This window comes from Bradyrhizobium sp. (genome assembly GCF_030693485.1).
In the GTDB taxonomy this organism is placed as follows: domain Bacteria; phylum Pseudomonadota; class Alphaproteobacteria; order Rhizobiales; family Xanthobacteraceae; genus Bradyrhizobium.
Map to the genome: position 1 here is coordinate 1 of NZ_JAUYAN010000212.1, position 18252 is coordinate 18252.

At 64.2% G+C, this 18252-nt stretch carries 17 protein-coding genes; 12 read left to right on the forward strand and 5 right to left on the reverse strand.

Annotation, left to right across the window (positions count from 1 at the left end):
* The 5 genes from Q8N40_RS15705 to Q8N40_RS15725 form a co-directional block, all read left to right on the forward strand.
* Positions 1-211, forward strand: a 211-nt coding sequence (locus tag Q8N40_RS15705; RefSeq protein ID WP_305712453.1) for a heparinase II/III family protein, incomplete at its 5' end; no start/stop codon positions are given.
* Between the two features lie 59 nt (positions 212-270).
* Complete coding sequence (locus Q8N40_RS15710) at positions 271-549, forward strand: type II toxin-antitoxin system RelE/ParE family toxin (RefSeq protein WP_305712454.1); 279 nt, start codon at positions 271-273, stop codon at positions 547-549.
* 12 nt (positions 550-561) lie between these two features.
* Positions 562-876: a HigA family addiction module antitoxin gene (locus tag Q8N40_RS15715; RefSeq protein ID WP_305317890.1), complete on the forward strand. Its 315-nt coding sequence runs from the start codon at positions 562-564 to the stop codon at positions 874-876.
* Positions 877-1007: 131 nt separating this feature from the next.
* Positions 1008-2600, forward strand: a complete 1593-nt coding sequence (gene purH / locus Q8N40_RS15720) for a bifunctional phosphoribosylaminoimidazolecarboxamide formyltransferase/IMP cyclohydrolase (RefSeq protein ID WP_305712455.1) — start codon at positions 1008-1010, stop codon at positions 2598-2600.
* 107 nt (positions 2601-2707) lie between these two features.
* Positions 2708-3647 (forward strand): IS630 family transposase gene (locus Q8N40_RS15725; protein WP_305712456.1). Its coding sequence is split into 2 segments (ribosomal slippage): positions 2708-3054 and positions 3053-3647, totalling 942 coding nucleotides; the frame shifts between segments, so codons are not numbered across the junction.
* 55 nt (positions 3648-3702) lie between these two features.
* On the opposite strand, the gene Q8N40_RS15730 is transcribed toward Q8N40_RS15725, so the two are convergent.
* Complete coding sequence (locus tag Q8N40_RS15730; RefSeq protein ID WP_305712457.1) at positions 3703-5088, reverse strand: MFS transporter; 1386 nt, start codon at positions 5086-5088, stop codon at positions 3703-3705.
* A 125-nt stretch (positions 5089-5213) separates the two neighbouring features.
* Here Q8N40_RS15730 and ggt point away from each other — a divergent pair, with 125 nt between their 5' ends.
* The 4 genes from ggt to Q8N40_RS15750 all read left to right on the forward strand — a co-directional run bounded on the left by ggt (position 5214) and on the right by Q8N40_RS15750 (position 11305).
* Positions 5214-6962 (forward strand): gamma-glutamyltransferase, encoded by a 1749-nt coding sequence (gene ggt, locus Q8N40_RS15735; protein ID WP_305712458.1) that lies wholly within the window; start codon positions 5214-5216, stop codon positions 6960-6962.
* Between the two features lie 179 nt (positions 6963-7141).
* Entirely contained in the window at positions 7142-8038 is an 897-nt protein-coding gene (locus tag Q8N40_RS15740) for an NAD(P)-dependent oxidoreductase (RefSeq protein ID WP_305322798.1), read from the forward strand.
* Positions 8039-8059: 21 nt separating this feature from the next.
* A complete protein-coding gene (locus tag Q8N40_RS15745; protein ID WP_305712459.1) occupies positions 8060-9454 on the forward strand; it encodes a serine hydrolase in 1395 nt (464 codons plus the stop codon).
* 159 nt (positions 9455-9613) lie between these two features.
* Complete coding sequence (locus Q8N40_RS15750; protein WP_305712460.1) at positions 9614-11305, forward strand: methyl-accepting chemotaxis protein; 1692 nt, start codon at positions 9614-9616, stop codon at positions 11303-11305.
* Between the two features lie 63 nt (positions 11306-11368).
* On the opposite strand, the gene Q8N40_RS15755 is transcribed toward Q8N40_RS15750, so the two are convergent.
* Positions 11369-12034, reverse strand: coding sequence for a glutathione S-transferase family protein (locus tag Q8N40_RS15755; protein ID WP_305712461.1), 666 nt, complete (start codon positions 12032-12034; stop codon positions 11369-11371).
* A 162-nt stretch (positions 12035-12196) separates the two neighbouring features.
* On the opposite strand from Q8N40_RS15755, the gene Q8N40_RS15760 reads away from it, so the two are divergent.
* The 3 genes from Q8N40_RS15760 to panE all read left to right on the forward strand — a co-directional run bounded on the left by Q8N40_RS15760 (position 12197) and on the right by panE (position 14532).
* Positions 12197-12859 (forward strand): DUF2239 family protein, encoded by a 663-nt coding sequence (locus Q8N40_RS15760; RefSeq protein ID WP_305712462.1) that lies wholly within the window; start codon positions 12197-12199, stop codon positions 12857-12859.
* A gap of 54 nt (positions 12860-12913) precedes the next feature.
* Positions 12914-13522 carry a 2-hydroxychromene-2-carboxylate isomerase gene (locus Q8N40_RS15765; protein WP_305322803.1) on the forward strand — a complete coding sequence of 203 codons (609 nt, stop codon included), beginning with the start codon at positions 12914-12916 and terminating at the stop codon, positions 13520-13522.
* Positions 13523-13611: 89 nt separating this feature from the next.
* On the forward strand, positions 13612-14532 hold the full coding sequence (gene panE, locus Q8N40_RS15770; RefSeq protein ID WP_305322804.1) for a 2-dehydropantoate 2-reductase: 921 nt from the start codon (positions 13612-13614) through the stop codon (positions 14530-14532).
* Positions 14533-14657: 125 nt separating this feature from the next.
* On the opposite strand, the gene Q8N40_RS15775 is transcribed toward panE, so the two are convergent.
* The 3 genes from Q8N40_RS15775 to Q8N40_RS15785 all read right to left on the reverse strand — a co-directional run bounded on the left by Q8N40_RS15775 (position 14658) and on the right by Q8N40_RS15785 (position 18141).
* Positions 14658-15968, reverse strand: a complete 1311-nt coding sequence (locus tag Q8N40_RS15775) for an IS4 family transposase (protein ID WP_305712463.1) — start codon at positions 15966-15968, stop codon at positions 14658-14660.
* A gap of 233 nt (positions 15969-16201) precedes the next feature.
* Positions 16202-16783, reverse strand: a complete 582-nt coding sequence (locus Q8N40_RS15780) for a cytochrome c (protein WP_305321114.1) — start codon at positions 16781-16783, stop codon at positions 16202-16204.
* A 95-nt stretch (positions 16784-16878) separates the two neighbouring features.
* Positions 16879-18141, reverse strand: a complete 1263-nt coding sequence (locus Q8N40_RS15785) for a sorbosone dehydrogenase family protein (RefSeq protein WP_305712464.1) — start codon at positions 18139-18141, stop codon at positions 16879-16881.
* Positions 18142-18252 lie beyond the last annotated feature (111 nt).

Here is an 18252-nt window from a genome sequence, read left to right on the forward strand (position 1 = left end):
GACCTTCGAGGCGCTCGACGACAAGGTCGAGCTGGAAGACAGCGTGTTCCTGGCCGGCAATGACGGCCCGCGCCGCACCGCCCAGATCGTGATCCGGCAGGAATCCCGCCACGCCGCCTCGATCCGCTGGAGTTTTGTCAGATCGACCACGTCCGCCTCGGCGACGACGGCGCGGCGCAATGCGCGGCGCGAGCCGGAATTGCCGTTGTAGGGGGCGCGTCTCGGTGGCGCGTCTCTTGACGAACGTAAGCTGATTGCTTACGTTGTCTCGTGATCCGAAATTTTAGGAGCAAAGCCCTTTCCGAGCTTTGGACCAAGGGCAAGAGTTCGAAGATCGACGCGAAGATGCATAAGCGCATTTTCGCCAGACTGGACCGTCTCGACGTCGCCAATCGGCCCGAGGAAATGAACATTCCGGGCTTCGACTTTCATTCCTTGCACGGGTTCGATCCGAAGCGTTATTCGGTCCACGTCAACGGACCATGGTGCATCACGTTCGAATTCGAAGATGGCGAAGCGTGCCGGGTCGATTTCGAACAATACCACTAGAAGGGATGAAGTATGGTCTATGCAGCAAAGCGCGGCAAAAGCCGCTGCCCCACTCATCCCGGCGCGCTGCTTCGGGATGACATCATTCCGGCCACCGGCCGGACCAAGGCCGAGATCGCCGGATTGCTGGGGATTTCCCGGCAACATCTGTACGACATCCTGCAGGAACGAAAGCCGGTGTCCCCGGCCACGGCAGTTCGGCTCGGCAAGCTTTTTGGCGACGGCGCGGGGATTTGGACACGGATGCAGGCGGCTTACGACACCTGGCACGCGGAGCGCACCGAGGATGTCCGTCACATCCCGACCATCAAGGCAACGGCCGCTTGACGCTCCGGGAACTGCAGCCTCAGCCATGGCTCGCTACTGCCTGTGGTCAACGCAAGCTTCCTCTGCGGCTAGCGGTTTCGTGACCGCCGAAACCATGCTACCCGGCTGGCTTACCAGCCAGGATACTCCCCATGACCGACCATCCGCGCCGCGTAACCCGCGCTTTATTGTCCGTTTCCGACAAGACCGGGCTGATCGAATTCGCCCGCGCGCTGGCAACTCACGGCGTCGAGCTGGTCTCCACCGGCGGCACGGCGAAGGCGATTGCCGCTGCGGGCCTTGCGGTGAAAGACGTTTCGGAGCTGACCGGTTTTCCGGAGATGATGGACGGCCGGGTCAAGACGCTGCACCCTGGAGTGCATGGCGGATTGCTGGCGATCCGCGACAATGCCGAGCATGCGGAAGCCATGAAGGCGCATGGCATCGCGCCGATCGACCTGCTGGTGGTCAACCTCTATCCGTTCGAGGCCACTGTCGACAAGGGCGCCGGCTTTGAGGAGTGCATCGAGAACATCGATATCGGCGGCCCCGCGATGATCCGCGCCGCGGCGAAGAACCACGACGACGTCGCCGTGGTGGTGGAAGCGCAGGATTATCAGGCCGTGCTCGACGAACTCGCCGCCAACGGGGGCGCGACCACGCTGACCTTGCGTCGCCGTCTCGCGGCAAAGGCCTATGCCCGCACCGCTGCCTATGATGCCGCGATCTCGAACTGGTTCGCGGCCGAGCTCAGGACCGAGGCGCCGGATTTCCGCGCGGTCGGCGGCCGATTGATCCAGGCGCTGCGCTACGGCGAAAATCCGCACCAGACCGCCGCGTTCTATCGCACCCCCGACAAGCGGCCGGGCGTCGCCACCGCGCGGCAGCTGCAGGGCAAGGAACTGTCCTACAACAACATCAATGATACCGATGCCGCCTATGAATGCCTCGGCGAGTTCGACGCCGCGCGCACCGCGGCCGTCGTCATTGTCAAGCATGCCAATCCCTGCGGCGTCGCCGAAGGCCCAGACCTCGTCAGCGCCTACGCCAAGGCGCTGGCCTGCGATTCGACATCGGCCTTCGGCGGCATCGTCGCGCTGAACCGCACGCTCGATGCCGACGCCGCGCGCGCCATCACCGAAATCTTCACCGAAGTCATCATCGCACCCGACGCCACCGATGAAGCCATCGCCATCGTCGCCACCAAGAAGAATTTGCGGCTGCTGTTGGCGGGTGCGCTGCCCGATCCGCGCACGGTGGGCCTGACCGCAAAAACCGTTGCCGGCGGGTTGCTGGTGCAGAGCCGCGACAATGCCGTGGTCGACGGCATGACGCTGAAGGTCGCAACCCGGCGCGCGCCGACCGACGCCGAAATGCGCGACCTCAAATTCGCGTTCCGCGTCGCCAAGCACGTCAAGTCCAACAGCATCGTCTATGCCAGGGATCTCGCCACCGTCGGCATCGGCGCCGGCCAGATGAGCCGGGTGGATTCCGCGCGGATCGCCGCGCGCAAGGCGCAGGATGCCGCCGACGAACTGAAACTGGCCGCGCCGAAGACCAGGGGCTCGGTGGTCGCCTCGGACGCATTCTTTCCGTTCGCCGATGGACTGCTGGTCGCGATCGAGGCCGGCGCCACCGCGGTGATCCAGCCCGGCGGATCGATCCGCGACGATGAAGTGATAAAAGCCGCCGACGATGCCGGCATCGCCATGGTGTTCACCGGCGTCCGGCATTTTCGGCATTGATCGATCGTCGTCCCTGCCTAGAGCGTTTTCCACCTTTTGTGAATCTGAGGGATTCCCAACGGCCTGCGAATAAGATTCCGTAGCCTTCCCAAGCTGAGGAGGCTGCGATGGGGTATTCGAACGATCTGCGAGTTCGAGTGATCCGGGTGGTTGAGGGCGGTGCGGCGGCACGGGCTGCGGCCCGCCAGTTTGTGATCGGCGATGCAACGGCGATTCGGTGGACCAAGCGGTGGCGGGAGACCGGCAGTTTTGAAGCCAAATCCACTAAAGGCAAGAGCCGGTCGCCCCTAAAGAAGCACGAGGAGTGGTTGCTTGCACTGGTGAAACAGGAGCCCGACCTGACACTGGAGGAGATCCAGCGCCGTCTACTGGAACAGTGTGAACAGAAGGCGGGGATTGGCTCGGTCTGGCGGTTCTTCGACCGCCACGGCATCAGCTTCAAAAAAAAGCCTGCGAGCGGCGGAGCAGGATCGGCCTGACGTCGCCGCGGCGCGGACGGCATGGGCGGACAATCAACCGAAGCTCGATCCCGAGCGCCTTGTTTTCATCGACGAAACCGGCACTTCAACCAATATGGTACGACTGCGAGGCCGGGCGCCGCGCGGCGAACGGCTGGTCGGTAAAGTCCCGCATGGCCATTGGAAAACCACAACCTTTGTGGCGGGGCTGCGCTCCAACGCGCTCACCGCACCGTGCGTCATCGACGGCCCAATGAACGGCGATGCCTTCCTCGCCTATATCGAACAAGTTCTGGTGCCGACCCTCAAACCAGGGGACATTGTCGTGATGGACAATCTCAGCTCTCACAAGCTGCCCGCGATACGCAACGCGATCGAGGCCGTCGGCGCAAAGCTGCTTTATCTGCCGCCCTATTCGCCCGACTTCAATCCGATCGAGCAACTTTTTGCCAAACTCAAAGCCGCGTTACGGAAAGCAGCAGAGCGTTCAGTGGAGAGCCTCTGGAACCGAATCGCAATTCTGCTCGACATCTTCCCCCCAGATGAATGCGCCAACTACTTCCGAAATTCCGGATATGCATCGCATTAAGTGGAAAATGCTCTAGTGCGCAATTGCGCACGGGGCGCAGGGACGACAGCGAGAATTATTCTTCCCGCACCCGCGACAGCAGCGCCAGGCCGGCGACGAAGAAGATCACCAGCACCGCCATGCCGGCCTTCTGGCTGGCGGTGATGGCGGTGATCGCCCCGACCAGCAACGGGCCGACAAAGGACGTGACCTTTCCGGTCAGCGCGAACAGTCCGAAATATTGCGCGACGCGGTCTTTCGGGGCCATCCGAACCAGCAGCGAGCGCGACGCCGCCTGCAGCGGGCCGCCGGCCATGCCGATCAGGCAGCCCAGCACCAGATAGGCGCGCTCCGCGGCGCCGGAAAACAGCGCGCCGCCGGGCACCGGCGGCGCCACCTGGATGAAGAAGATCGAATCCTTGTTGACCAGCAGAATGCCGACGATCGACGACAGCAGCACCACCGTGCTACCGGCGATGACCCGCTTCGGCCCGAGCGTATCGTCGAGCTTGCCGCCGAGCCACGCGCCGAACGTGCCGGCGATCGCGAGCAGGATCCCGAAGGTGCCGATCTGGATGGTGTGCCAGCCGAAGGTCCCGGCGGCATAGATGCCGCCGAACGCGAACAGCGACACCAGCCCGTCGGTGTAGATCATGTTGGCGAGCAGGAACGCCGCCATCGATTTGCGCTTCGGCAGTTCGGCCAGCGTTCCCTTCAGTTCGGTCATGCCCTTGCGCAGCGCGTCGCGCACCGGCAGCTTGGCCGGATAGTCCGGCGTCAGCAGGAACATCGGCGTCACGAAGATGATGAACCAGATCGCGGTCAGCGGACCAGTGATGCGATCGCCCTGATGCGTCACCGGATCGAGACCGAACAGCGGCATGAAGCCGAACAGCGTGCGCCCGGTAGCCGGGTTGGCCGCCAGAAATCCCAGCACCAGGATCAGGCTGAGGATGCCGCCGACATAACCGGTGGCCCAGCCGGTGCCGGACAATCGCCCGATCTTGGACGGCGGCACCAGCGACGGCATCATCGCATTGTTGAAGACCATCGCGAATTCGACACCGATGGTGGCGATGGCGAAGGCGAGCAGCAGCGCCGGAATCACGCTGGGGTCGCCGGGCTTGCCGAACCACATCAGCGAGGAGCCGATCACCAGCAGCGCGCCGAATGCGGCGATCCACGGCTTGCGCCGACCGCTGGCGTCCGCGATGGCGCCGAGCACCGGCGACAACAGCGCGATCACCAGCCCCGCTGCGGCGGTCGCAAAGCCCCACATCGCCTGCCCGCTGGCCGGGTCGGAAGCCACGTGGGTGGCGAAATAAGGCGCGAACACGAAGGTGGTGATCAGGGTGAAGTAAGGCTGCGCCGCCCAGTCGAAGAAAATCCAGCTGACGACGGCGGCGCGGGGCGGATAGGTCCTCGTATCCGGAACGGGCGCCGCCGGGGCAATGAGGGTCATGCTCGAAATCTTCTGCCGAATCACGAAGAGGCGTTTTGCCCCTCGCGCTGGAACCCATATAGCATTCGCGGCAGCAAAGAGACTGCGTCATTTCGCTGATCCCGGTCCTAATAATGGATGGTTTGATGGCTTTGTTCACAGCCGAACGGCGCAGCTTGTTCGCCGCAATCGCACTGGTTGTCGCGTTCGGGGTGCCGGCAGACGCGCAGGAGCGCCGCGAATACATCCCCGCCGGCGCGGGTCACGCCGTTTCTTCCGAGCACGGCATGGTGGTGGCGCAGGAGAAAATCGGCGCGCGAATAGGCGCCGATATCCTGCGGCAGGGCGGCAACGCGGTCGATGCCGCGGTCGCGACCGGCTTCGCGCTGGCCGTCACCTATCCGCGCGCCGGCAATATCGGCGGCGGCGGCTTCATGATCATCCACTCGGCGGAGCGCCACGAGAATGTCGCCATCGACTACCGCGAGACCGCGCCGGCCGCGGCCACGCGCGACATGTTCCTCGGCGCCGACGGCAAGCCTGACATCGCCAAATCGCGCGATTCCGCGCTCAGCATCGGGGTGCCCGGCACCGTCGCCGGCCTGGCGCTGGCCCTGGAGAAATTCGGCTCCGGCCGGTTCACGCTGGCGGACCTGCTCAAGCCGGCCATCGCGCTTGCGCGCGACGGCTTCGTGATCGCCGACGACATGGCCGACACGCTGCCCGGCATCGCGCGGCGGCTTTCGCGCTGGCCGGCCTCGGCGAAGATATTTTCCCGGGCCGACGGCAGCTCGCTGCGGGAGGGCGACACGCTGGTGCAAACCGATCTGGCGGCGACGCTTTCGGCCATCGCGGCGCATGGAGCCCGCGGATTCTACCAGGGTCCAGTCGCGGAAAAACTGGCGGCGGGAGTTCGCGACGCCGGCGGCATCATGACGGTGGACGACCTCACATCCTATCGGCCGGTGATCCGCGCGCCGGTGCGAGGCAGCTACCGCGGCTTCGAAATCATCTCGATGCCGCCGCCGTCATCGGGCGGCGTCGTGCTGCTGGAGACGCTGAACATTCTGGAAGGGTTTCCGCTTGGTGACATGAAGCAGGGCGCGGCACCCTCGCTGCATGCCATGATCGAGGCGATGAAGCGCGCCTATGCCGATCGCGCGCGCTATCTCGGCGATCCCGATTTCATCAGCGCGCCGGTGGCGACGCTGATGTCGAAGGAGTATGCTGCGAAACAGCGCGCCAGCATCGACCTCGACCGCGCCACGCCCTGGACCGATGCGCTGTCGGCGACACCGCCGCCGCCCCCGCGCGAAAGCAGCAACACCACGCATTATTCGGTGGTGGACAGCCGCGGCAACGCCGTCAGCAACACCTACACGCTGAACTTTCCCTACGGTGTCGGCCTGATCGCCGATGGCACCGGCGTGCTGCTCAACAACGAGCTCGACGACTTCACCGCGGCGCCCGGCGCCTCCAACGCCTTTGGCCTGGTCGGGTTCGAAGCCAATCTGCCCGGTCCCGGCAAACGGCCGCTGTCGTCGATGACGCCGACCATCGTGCTGAAGGACGGCAGGCCGGTGCTGGTGACGGGTTCGCCCGGCGGCAGCCGCATCATCTCGACGGTGCTGCAGGTCATCGTCAACGTGCTCGACTACAAGATGGATATCGCAGCCGCGGTGGCGGCGCCGCGCCTGCATCACCAGTGGCTGCCGGACGTGGTACGGATCGAACGCGGTTTCGCCGCCGACGCGCTGGCTGACCTGCGGGCCAAAGGCCATGAGGTCATTGAACCGCTCGGCCAGACCTCGGCCAATTCGATCGCCGTGACGCCGAACGGATTGCTCGGCGCCCCCGATCCGCGTACCCGTGGGGCGGAAGCCGCGGGGCAATAGAATGGACCAGGCAATGCGCTTGCTGCACATGCTTCGAGACGCGGCCAAGCGGCCGCTCCTCAGCATGAAGTTGTTGTGTTTCAACAAATGAAACCTCATCCTGAGGAGGCCACGAAGTGGCCGTCTCGAAGCATGGGCCGCAAGACACGGCCGGCAGACACCGCCGCAGGGGGAGAAACATGACGTCACTCAAGGGCAAGACGCTGTTCGTTTCCGGCGGCAGCCGCGGCATCGGACTTGCGATCGCGCTGCGCGCCGCGCGCGACGGCGCCAATGTCGCGATCGCCGCCAAGACCGCCGAGCCGCATCCGAGATTGAAGGGCACCATCTACACCGCCGCCGACGAGGTCCGCGCCGCCGGCGGCAAGGCGCTGCCGATCCTGTGCGATATCCGCGAGGAGTCGCAGGTGATGGCGGCGATAGACCAGACGGTCGCAGAGTTCGGCGGCATCGACATCTGCGTCAACAATGCCAGCGCCATCAGCCTGACCAATTCGCAAGGCACCGACATGAAGCGGTTCGACCTGATGATGGGCATCAACACCCGCGGCACCTTCATGGTGTCGAAATACGCCATCCCGCATCTGAAGAAGGCAGAGAACCCCCACATTCTGATGCTGTCGCCACCGCTCGACATGCAGACCAAATGGTTCGAGCATTCCACCGCCTACACCATGGCGAAGTTCGGCATGAGCATGTGCGTGCTGGGTCTCGCGGGTGAATTGAAATCGGCCGGCGTCGCCGTCAACGCGCTGTGGCCGCGCACCACCATCGCCACCGCCGCGGTCGGCAATCTCCTCGGGGGAGACGCCATGATGCGCGCCAGCCGCACCCCTGAAATCATGGGCGACGCGGCCTATGTCATCTTCACCAGGCCGGCACGCGAATTCACGGGACAGTTCTGCATCGACGACAGGGTGCTTTATGAAAGCGGCGTGCGCGACTTCGAGCATTACCGGGTCGATCCATCGGTGCCGTTGATGTCGGATTTTTTCGTGCCCGACGACGATGTGCCGCCGCCCGGCGTCAGCGTGCGGGCGCTGCCTTCCGTGGGCGAGGCGCAGAAGGGGCGCTGATCCGGGCGCGGGGAGGGACGCGTGGTTTCGCGGAAGCTTGTTGCCGGCGCTGTGGCCGCGATCCTCCTGCTGGCAGGCGTCGCCGCGGCTGCGATCTTCCGCCCCGATCTCGCCATTCGCGTCGCCACCGGTTTCGTCGCCCATAATCTCTGCGTCAAGGTCTTCGTCTCCGGCCTCGATCCGCAAGCGGTATTCGCGGAAGCCAGCGATCGGGCCGGCATTCGCCGGCTGCGCCATCTGCTCGGCTACCATCTCGATGCAACCGCAAGGACCGTCGAAGCATCGACGCTGGGATTATTCCGCAGCCGCGCGGCGTTTCATGAAGGCCAGGGCTGCATCGATCTGCACGGAGCGAGGCAGCCCTATCTGCTGCGAAGCGATCTGCAGGCGCAGAAGGTGCCAAAGACGCCCCCGCTTCTCGCCGACATCGCGGGACGTGGTGTCGTCGAGCCGTCCGATCCCAAATTGAAGGCCGCGCTCGATCATGCCTTCGAGGAACCGGCCGCGCCGCCGTTCCGGCGGACCAAGGCGGTGGTCGTGCTGCATGATGGCCGAATCATCGCCGAACGCTATGCCGCCGGCATCGGCGTCGAGACGCCGTTGCCGGGCTTCTCCATGACCAAGGCCGTGGTCAACGCCCTGATCGGGATCCTGACCCAGCAAGGCCTCGTCACGCCGTCGATGCCGGCGCCGATTCCGGAATGGCGGGCGGCTTCCGATCCGCGGCGCGAGATCGAAGTCGAGCATCTGATGCGCATGACGTCGGGTCTGGCACTGGATGAAACCAATTCGGGCTTCGATCCATCGAGCCGGATGTTCCTGCATGACGACACCGCCGGCTTTGCCGTGAAGGCGGCCTTGATCGCGCCGCCGGGTCGCCGATGGCATTACTCCAGCGCGACCACGCAATTGCTGGCGCGGATCGTCCGCGACGCCGTCGGTGGGCCCGAGCAGACGCTGGCCTTCGCCTGGCGCGAATTGTTCAACCCGCTCGGCATGCGCGACGTGACGCTGGAGTTCGACGGCGTCGGCACGCTGCAGGGATCGACCTGGATGCTGGCGAGCGCCAGGGACTGGGCGCGGTTCGGCCTGCTTTATCTCAATGACGGTGTGGTCGGCGGAAAACGCCTGCTGCATGAGGACTGGGTGGATTTTTGCATCGCCGCCTCACCCGGTTCGGACTACGCGGCCGGCTTCTGGACCAATCGCAGCGAGCACGCGAACGCCAAGGCACGGGTCAGGCTCGGGATTCCCCGCGACGCGTTCTTTGCCTCCGGCGACCTTGGTCAGCGCATCGTCATCCTGCCATCGCACAATCTCGTGATCGTCCGGCTCGGCGACTCCGTCGACCCTACCGGCGACATCCGGGGCCTCGGCCGCCTGGTCAGCGAAATCATCGCGGCGACGCGGCCTTGAGCAGGGCTGAACCAAGCCCGTGCAAGGTCTCGAACCCCCGCTCCGGTGCCGGCGCCCGCATCACCGGATTCCGATCCCGTAATATTACGAGCCCCCGCCGTCCAAAGGTTCTTAAGATATGCGCGGTATTGGTCAGTCTTTCTTAATCGGAGAGACGACATGATTGGGTTCCGCAACATTGCGATCATTGCCAAAATTGCGGTTCCAGCGACCATCGTCGCGGTCGTTTCGATCGGGATCGTGCTTTATGCCTCGCTGGCGGTGACCCATTTGTCGGACACCGCGGCATCCCTGGTGGACGGCAACGCCACGCGGGTGCAACTTGCGCTCCAGGCCGAAAGCGCCTTCAACAACGCCGCCATCAGCGAAAAGAACGTGATTCTCAGCTACGACGCCAAGGTCGCGCAGGGGCACATCGAACTTTACGGCAAGGCGACTTCCGCCACCCTCGACGCCATCAAGCGGTTTGAAGCCATCACTCAGGAAGCGGAGCAGCGCGCTTTGATCGATACTTTCCGCAGCGCCGTGATCGGCCGGCGGGAAGCCAGCGCCGAGGTATTCCAGCTCGCGCTTGCCGGCAAGCTGAAAGAGGCTTTCGATCATTCGCGCGGTGTGGCCGCCAAGCATCGCCAGGTCGCCATCGGTGCGGTCAGCAAGCTGATCACCATGAACGTCGAGAAAATGCAGGCGGCACGTGACGCCAGCGTGGCGATGGCCGCGCAGACCCGAGCGTGGCTTATGATCGGCGCCGCCGCCGGGCTGATCTGCGCCTTCGGCGTGCTCGGCTGGATCGCGCTCTATCAGATTTCCCGACCGCTCGCCGCGATGACGGGTGAGATGACCAAGCTCGCCAACGGCAATCTCGACATCCATGTCGAGGGCGCCGACCGCGCCGATGAAGTTGGCGGACTTGCCCGGTCGTTGCAGGTGTTCAAGGAGAACGCGATCACGGCGCGCCGCCTCGAGGCCGAGCAGCGTGAGCAGCAGGAGCAGAAGCAGAAGCGGCAGCTTGCCGTCGAAGGCTACATCGCCGTGTTTGACGAGCAGGTTTGCGAGGCACTGGACAGCCTGAGCGCCGCTTCGACGGAGATGCACGCGACCGCCGGGAGCATGTCGGCGGTCGCCGTTGAGACCGGCCGGCAGGCCACCGCGGTTTCCGCCGCGTCGGACCTGGCATCGGCCAACGTGTCGACCGTGGCGGCCTCGACCGAGCAGTTGCACGCCTCGACCAATGAAATTTCACGTCAGGTGACGCAGTCGGCCGAATTCGCCTCAACGGCAGTGGTCGAGGCCGACCGCACCAACGCCACCATCCAGGGGCTGGCCGCGACGGCGCAGAAGATCGGCGACGTGGTTTCGCTGATTCAGAACATTGCCTCGCAGACCAATCTGCTGGCGCTCAACGCGACCATCGAAGCCGCCCGGGCCGGTGATGCCGGCCGCGGCTTCGCGGTGGTGGCGAGCGAGGTCAAGGCGCTGGCCAATCAGACCGCCAAGGCCACCGAGGATATCTCGACGCAGATCGCCGCCATTCAGGGTGAGACCGGCAATGCGGTCGAGGCGATCAAGGCGATCGGCGGCACCATCCGCAAGATGAACGAGATCGCGTCGGCCATTGCCGCAGCCGTGGAACAGCAGGGTGCCGCGACCCGGGATATCTCCAACAACATCCAGCTGGTGGCGCAAGGCACCAGCGGCGTGGCGACCAATATCGCCGGCGTGAACGAGGCCGTCGAAGAAACCGGCAATGCCGCCACGGAAGTGCTCTCAGCGGCCGACGATCTCAGCCGCCAGGCCGACAGGCTGCGGGCCAATGTGAACGGCTTCCTCGGCAAGATCCGCGCGGCTTGATACGTCGCGTCTTTTTTCCTCTCCTCCTCCCGCGAAGCGGTGGGGAGGGAGGGGAGACCAACATCACCGCCCGATCGTGTACGGCCCGCCCTTTTCCAGCGCCCGCTTGTAGGCCGGGCGGGCGTGAATGCGGTCGAGAAACGCCATGGCCCTGGGGTGGCCTTGCTCGAGCCCGCCGCGTGCCGCGGCCGCTTCCAGCGGAAAACTCATCTGGATGTCGGCGGCGGAAAATTCATTGCCGGCGAACCACTCGCTTTTGCCGAGTTCGCTCTCCCAATAAGCCATGTGCTGCTTGAGCTGGGGATTGACCAGCGCGGTCAGCGCCTGGTTCGAGACCTTGCGCACCAGCGGACGCAGCAACGCCGGCGCACGCTTCGGCATCAGCGTGAACAGCAGTTTTAGCAGCAGCGGCGACATCGCCGATCCCTCGGCATAGTGCAGCCAATAGGTATAGCGCAGCCGCTCCGGCGTCTTGGCGGGCGGAATCAGGCGTCCTTCGCCATAGGTATCGATCAGGTATTCGGCAATCGCGCCGGATTCCGCGACGGTGTTGCCGTTGTCGGTAATGACAGGCGATTTGCCGAGCGGATGCACCGCGCGCAGTTCCGCCGGCGCCCGCATGTCCGGCTGGCGCTGATAGCGGACGATCTCGCAGGGGACGCCGAGTTCCTCCAGCAGCCACAGCACGCGCTGCGAGCGTGAGTTGTTGAGGTGATGAACGGTGAGCATGGCGTTTCCCCGGAGGACGTGGCGCGTCGGTGACGGCGGCGCATGGTGGTGCCAGCCGCACGCCGGAAAGTCGAGATATCCAAACGGTTGTATTACCCGGGCATTATTGACATCTTCATATTACCCGGATAATATGCACCTAATGGAATCTAGAGGTCTGTCATGAATCCGGTACCTGGTCCCGCCTGCATCGCCTTCGAGGGAGATCGCCGAATCGCGTCCGGCGATCTTCGCGAGGTCGCCCGCGCGGCGAAGGAGACGCTCGACCGAGCCATGGAGGCGTCGATCGTGGTATTCGACGGCAACACCAGCGCTACCATCGAGATCGATTTCCGCGGTTCCATGGCGGATGTTCTGGCGCGCCTGCCGGATGCCGCCGGCGCGCCGATCCCAGCTGAAGCTGCCGCAGTCACCGCCCCGCGCGGTCCGGGCCGTCCGAAACTGGGCGTGGTCGCGCGCGAAGTGACGTTGCTGCCGCGGCACTGGCAATGGCTGGCGCGGCAGCCCGGCGGCGCCTCGGTCGCGATCCGCAAACTGGTCGAGGCCGCCAGCCGGACCGGTGAAGACAAGGACCGTATCCGTCAGGCCCAGGAAGCGGCCTATCGCTTCATGTCGGTCACATCGGGCAACAGACCGCATTACGAGGAAGCGATCCGCGCGCTGTTTGCCGGCGACGCTATCAGCTTCGAGCAACGGACCGCCGAATGGCCCGACGACATCCGCGCCCACACATCGAAACTCGCGGAGCGGGTGTTCGAACGCGCGCCGCAGTCTGGGCCTGCGGCGCTCGGGCCTGCGGTTGATCCCGCGCAAGCGAACCGCTAGGCTGTTGAAATGACAGGGATCATATAAGAACCTCGCATCAGGGAGACTGCCGCTTTGAGTCCAACCGCCCCGCAATTCCTGTTCGATTTCGGCAGCCCCAATGCCTTCCTCAGCCACGAGGCGATCCCGGCGATCGAAGCGCGTATCGGCGTGAAATTCGAGTATGTGCCGGTCCTGCTCGGCGGCATCTTCAAGGCCACCAACAACCGATCGCCGGGCGAAACCCTGGCCGGCGTCAGGAACAAGCCCGAATTCAACGCGCTGGAGACGGAGCGCTTCCTGAAGCGATTCAAGGTGAAACCCTATGTCTGGAACCCGTTCTTTCCGGTCAACACCCTCAACTTGATGCGCGCCGCCGTTGCCGCACAGGCTGAGGGCGTGTTCGAGAAATACATCGACGCCGCGTTCCATCACATGTGGGTCGAGCCGAAGAAGATGGACGACCCCGAAGTGGCGATGAAGGCCATTGCGGCCTCCGGCCTCGACGCCGCCAAACTGTTTGCCCGTGCGCAGGAGGCCGACGTCAAGGCCAGGCTGATCGCGAACACGCAGGACGCGGTCGAGCGCGGCGCGTTCGGCTCGCCGACCTTCTTCGTCGGCAAGGAAATCTTCTTCGGCAAGGAACAGTTGCGCGACGTCGAGGAACTGGTGAGAGGCGAGTAGCGAATGATGAGTGGCGAATAGGGAAGGTCCATTCGCTATTCGCCATTCGCACCTGACAAAAAACAACAACAACAACAAGGATCTCTCGAATGCGCATTCTCGTGGTCGGCGCCGGCGCCATCGGCGGCTATTTCGGCGGCAGGATGCTGGAGGCCGGCCGCGACGTGACTTTCCTGGTCCGTCCGCGGCGCGCCGGCGAACTCGCCAGCGCCGGCCTCGTGATCAAGAGTCCGAACGGCGACGTGACCTTGAAAAACCCGCCGACGGTGCAGGCCGGCCAATTCAGCGAAAAATTCGACGTCGTGCTGCTGAGCTGCAAGGCGTTCGATCTCGACGACGCCATCACATCGTTTGCGCCGGCGGTGGGACCGCAGACCTCGATCATTCCGCTGCTCAACGGCATGCTGCATCTGGACGTGCTCGACAGGAAGTTCGGGGCCGAGCGCGTGCTCGGCGGCCTCTGTGCGATCGCCGCCACCCTCAACGAAGCCCGCGAGGTGGTGCAGCTGGCGCCGATGCAGTCGCTCAATTTCGGCGAGCGCGACGGCAGACTGTCGGACCGGGTGCGCGCCATCGCCGAGGTGATGGCGAGCGGCAAGCTCGGCTCGGTGGCCAGCGAGAACATCGTGCAGGAGATGTGGGAAAAATGGGTGTTCCTGGCCTCGCTGGCGGCCTCGACCTGCCTGATGCGCAGCGCGGTCGGCAATATCCTGGCGGTACCCGGCGGCAAGGATTTCATCCTCGGCATGCTCGATGAATGCAGCGCGGTGGCGACCGCCGAAGGCCATGCGCCGAGCGGCCCGTTCTTCCAGCGCACCAGGGGCCTGCTGACCGCGGAGGGTTCGCAGATGACCGCGTCGATGTTCCGCGACATCAAGGCGGGCGCGCCGGTCGAAGCCGACCACGTGATCGGCGACCTGATCGCACGCGGCGACGCCGCGAAAGTGCCGGTGCCGAAGCTGCGCATCGCGTATACGCATCTCAAGGCGTATGAAAAGCAGCGGGGGTGATCCGATTTCTTTCGTCGTCCCTGCGAACGCAGGGACCCATAGCCGCAGCCGTTCGCGGCTTTACACAGCTGTTGCTCCAGCTCTTTCCAATTCAATATCGGTGGTTATGGGTCCCCGCGTTCGCGCTAGGGCATGCACACATCTCTCAAGCTCCATCCTGCGGCGACGGCGGAGAAGTATTCGAGGCCGTTCTTCATGGTGATGGGGCCTGGCGGCTTGGACGAGGGATAGCCGTCCCAGCCCCCGAGCCGGCCGATGATCCATGCGGCCCAGGCAAGGCTGTCGGGTGGATGCGGGTTTCTGAGCCGCTTACTTTGGGACTCAAGATTTCGATTGAGGGCGGCGAGGGTTGCGACCCCGTTGGCATCGAAGGCAAGCTGGACCGGTTGATGGGTGCGGCCATCGCGCGCCTGCAGCAGTTGGATGGTAATGATCGCCGCCTTGGCTGCGATTGCTACCAGCTTTGCGATTGCTACCAGCTTAAGGAGCCGGTCGGCGGTGGCAACCTGGCTATCTTCGAGCCTGAGGCCTTGGGTCTTGAGGACACGGAAGAATTGCTCGATTACCCAACGCCGCTTGTACCATTCGACGATGCGCCAAGCCTCTTCCGTCGTCGCCACCGGGTGGGTGGTGAGGAGACGCCAGTGCAGCGGTTCGGTGCCGGCCGGAGAAGCAGGCTCACATACCTCGACCAGGGTCAGCGGCAAGCTCTCGGGGAGACGACGCAGGAACTTGCTTTGTGGCCGGGCCAAGTTCACTGCGCCAAAGCGAAGTTTGAGAACCGCGACACGCTCGGCGCGCTGCGCCCGCGCAGGAAGCACGATGGCGCGCTGATCCATGACGGGCATGGCTTCGCCGGCCGCATACAAGCCGGTACGGTCTGCAAGCTTGCGATCATGCATGCTGCGGGCGATCACATGGAAGCGCGGCTCAGCCGCGTTGGCGTAAAGGGCAAAGATATCGCTCTCGCGGTCGCCGAGCGCGGTTACCATGGCGGCCTTGGCAAGCAGCGGTTTGGCCGCCAGCGCCGTGGAGATCCAGCGCTGGGATTCCTTGTCCGACAAATCGCGCTGGTCGTGCGAGACGGTGCGGCGACCCTTGCGGGTCCACACTTCGCCGCTCACCAAACCCAGGCAGATGCCGTTCTCGGCGTCCACTGCCAGCATCGGGTGCAACAACACACCGCGACCGTTCCCCTTACCAATCTCCCCGAGCCCGCGCCGGCGTTCCGCCGTGGTTGCGAAGTTGATTTCGCTGGTATCTTGGATCGCCAATACATGGCGCCCTTCTGCCGCTACCGCGGTGCCTTCGCTCCAGCTTTCGATCACCCGGGCAGTCGTCACCTTGGCGTTGCCGAGAAACCGATTGAACCGCACCTCCCGGCCGCGGACACCTTTTGCCAGCCGCCGCAAACAGACATCCTTGCCCGCGACCATGCATTCGACAAGCGCCGCCCCCCTTTATCGAGACGACGATCCCCGAACCGACCCAATGACCAGTCAATTTGCACCAGCATGCCGACACCCCCGCAAAAGCCGAAGTGCCGCAATAGAAATCACATGGATTCCCGATTCTGGAATCCCTCAAACCTGACCCGAGTCAATCCGCCGCACCAGATGTGTGCATGCCCTAGCGCGTTCGCGGGGACGACGATGGAGATGTGCGAGTTTCAAAGATGCGCGAGATAATGCGCCAGCGCCTCGATCTCTTCCTCGCTGAGGGAGAAGGCGACGCTCGCCATCGCCGCCATGCCTCCGCCGGATCGCACGCCGGATTTGTAATCGTGCAGCGCCTTCAGCAGATAGTCCTGGCGCTGGCCGGCGACGCGGGGGATCGCCTTGCCGCCGGCATAATTGTCGGTATGGCACGCGGCGCAGCGCCGGCCCTTGGCGGCCTGCGCACCCTTGGCTGATAGATCGGGATTCTCGTCCGGCTTAGCCTTGGGCGGCGTCAGCGAGGCAAAATAGGCGCCGAGATTGCGGATATCCTCGTTGCTGAGTGGCTCGACGACCGGCTGCATCTGCTCGTTCTTGCGGGTGCCGGCGCGAAAGAAAACCAGCTGCCACTGGATGAACTGGTCGGGCTGGCCGGCGAGCGAGGGCATATTCTCGATCTGCGAAATGCCGGCTTCGCCGTGACAGGCGATGCAGACTTCGGCCTTTTGCTTGCCGGCAGCGACGTCGGCGGCATGGGCCAGCGATCCGCAGGTCACCATCACGGCGAGCATGGTCCCGGCTAACGCAATCCGCATCTTGCTTCCTCTCCGAACCAGAACCACCGCACAGCTACAACAAAAAACTGCGGCCACCCGTTCCCGAGCAGCCGCAGCCCAGCGTTAGTCAGCCGTTACTTCTTGCTATAGCTGATGCGATAGATCGCACCGGCCCAGTCGTCGGCAATCAGCATCGAGCCGTCCTTGGCCAGAACGATATCGGCGGGACGGCCGAGATAGTTCTTGTCGCCCTCGAGCCAGCCGGAGGCGAAGATCTCCTGCTTGGCGTTCTTGCCGTCGGGCCCGACGATCACCCGCTTGATCCGCGCGCCCTGGTATTTGGCCCGGTTCCAGGAGCCGTGTTCGGCGATGAAGATGTTGTTCTTGTACTCGGCGGGGAACTGGTCGCCGGTGTAGAACTTCATGCCGAGCGGCGCCACATGCGCACCGAGGTTGAGCACCGGCGGCGTGAACTCCGAACATTTGTGGCCCATCGCGAATTTCGGATCCGGCATGTTGCCCTGGTGGCAATAGGGATAGCCGAAATGCTCGCCGAGTTTCGAGATCATGTTGAGCTTGTCGCTCGGCACGTCGTCGCTGATCCAGTCGCGGGCGTTTTCGGTGAACCAGTATTTGCCGCTGCGCGGATCGACATCGCCGCCGACGCTGTTGCGGACGCCGAGCGCCACCAGTTCGGCGTTGCCGGTCTTGGGATCGACGCGGCGGATCTGCGACAGGCTGGTCGGCGGAATGCCGATGTTGAAGGGAGGCCCGAACGGCAGGTAGAACCAGCCTTCCTTGTCGACCGCGATATATTTCCAGCCGTGCGGGATGTAGGGCGGCATGTCGTCATAGACCACCTTGCCGGCGCCGAGATTGTCGAGATTGGCCTCGGCGTTGTCGTACCGGATCAGCTTGTCGATATCGACGACGTAGAGCGCGCCGTCGCGGAACGCCAGGCCGGTCGGCATCTTCATGCCCTTGAGGACGGTCTTGACCTCCTTCTTGCCGGCATTGTCCTTGATCGCATAGACGTTACCGACGCCGAACGAGCCGACGAACAGCGTGCCCTTGTCGCCCCAGGCCATCTGCCGCGCGGACAGCACGCCGGAGGCGTAGACTTCGATCTTGAAGCCCGCCGGCAGTTTTATCTTTTTCATCATCGCCGCGAGTTCGGCGTCCGATGCGCCGGTCGGCGGACCCGACGGAGGCGCCTGTCCCTTCTGGGCTTCGATCTCGTCGCCGAGGAACCAGTCGGGCGGCGGATTGGCCCAGAAGTCCTTGGTACCGGAGTCGTATTTCTTCAGCGGCCTTTGCTGCGCGCCGGCCTGACTGGCCCCGTCAACAAAGGCAATCGTCGCGAGCGCAAGAATGGATCGATTGAAAGCCGATTTCATCGCGTCACTCCCCTAAGCAGCCAATGCGGCTGCGCGTGATTTATTATTTTGTCTTGAACGGTTCAAGAGACGAACCCTGGTCGGTGGTGAGGTGGATAAGACGCCGCAATG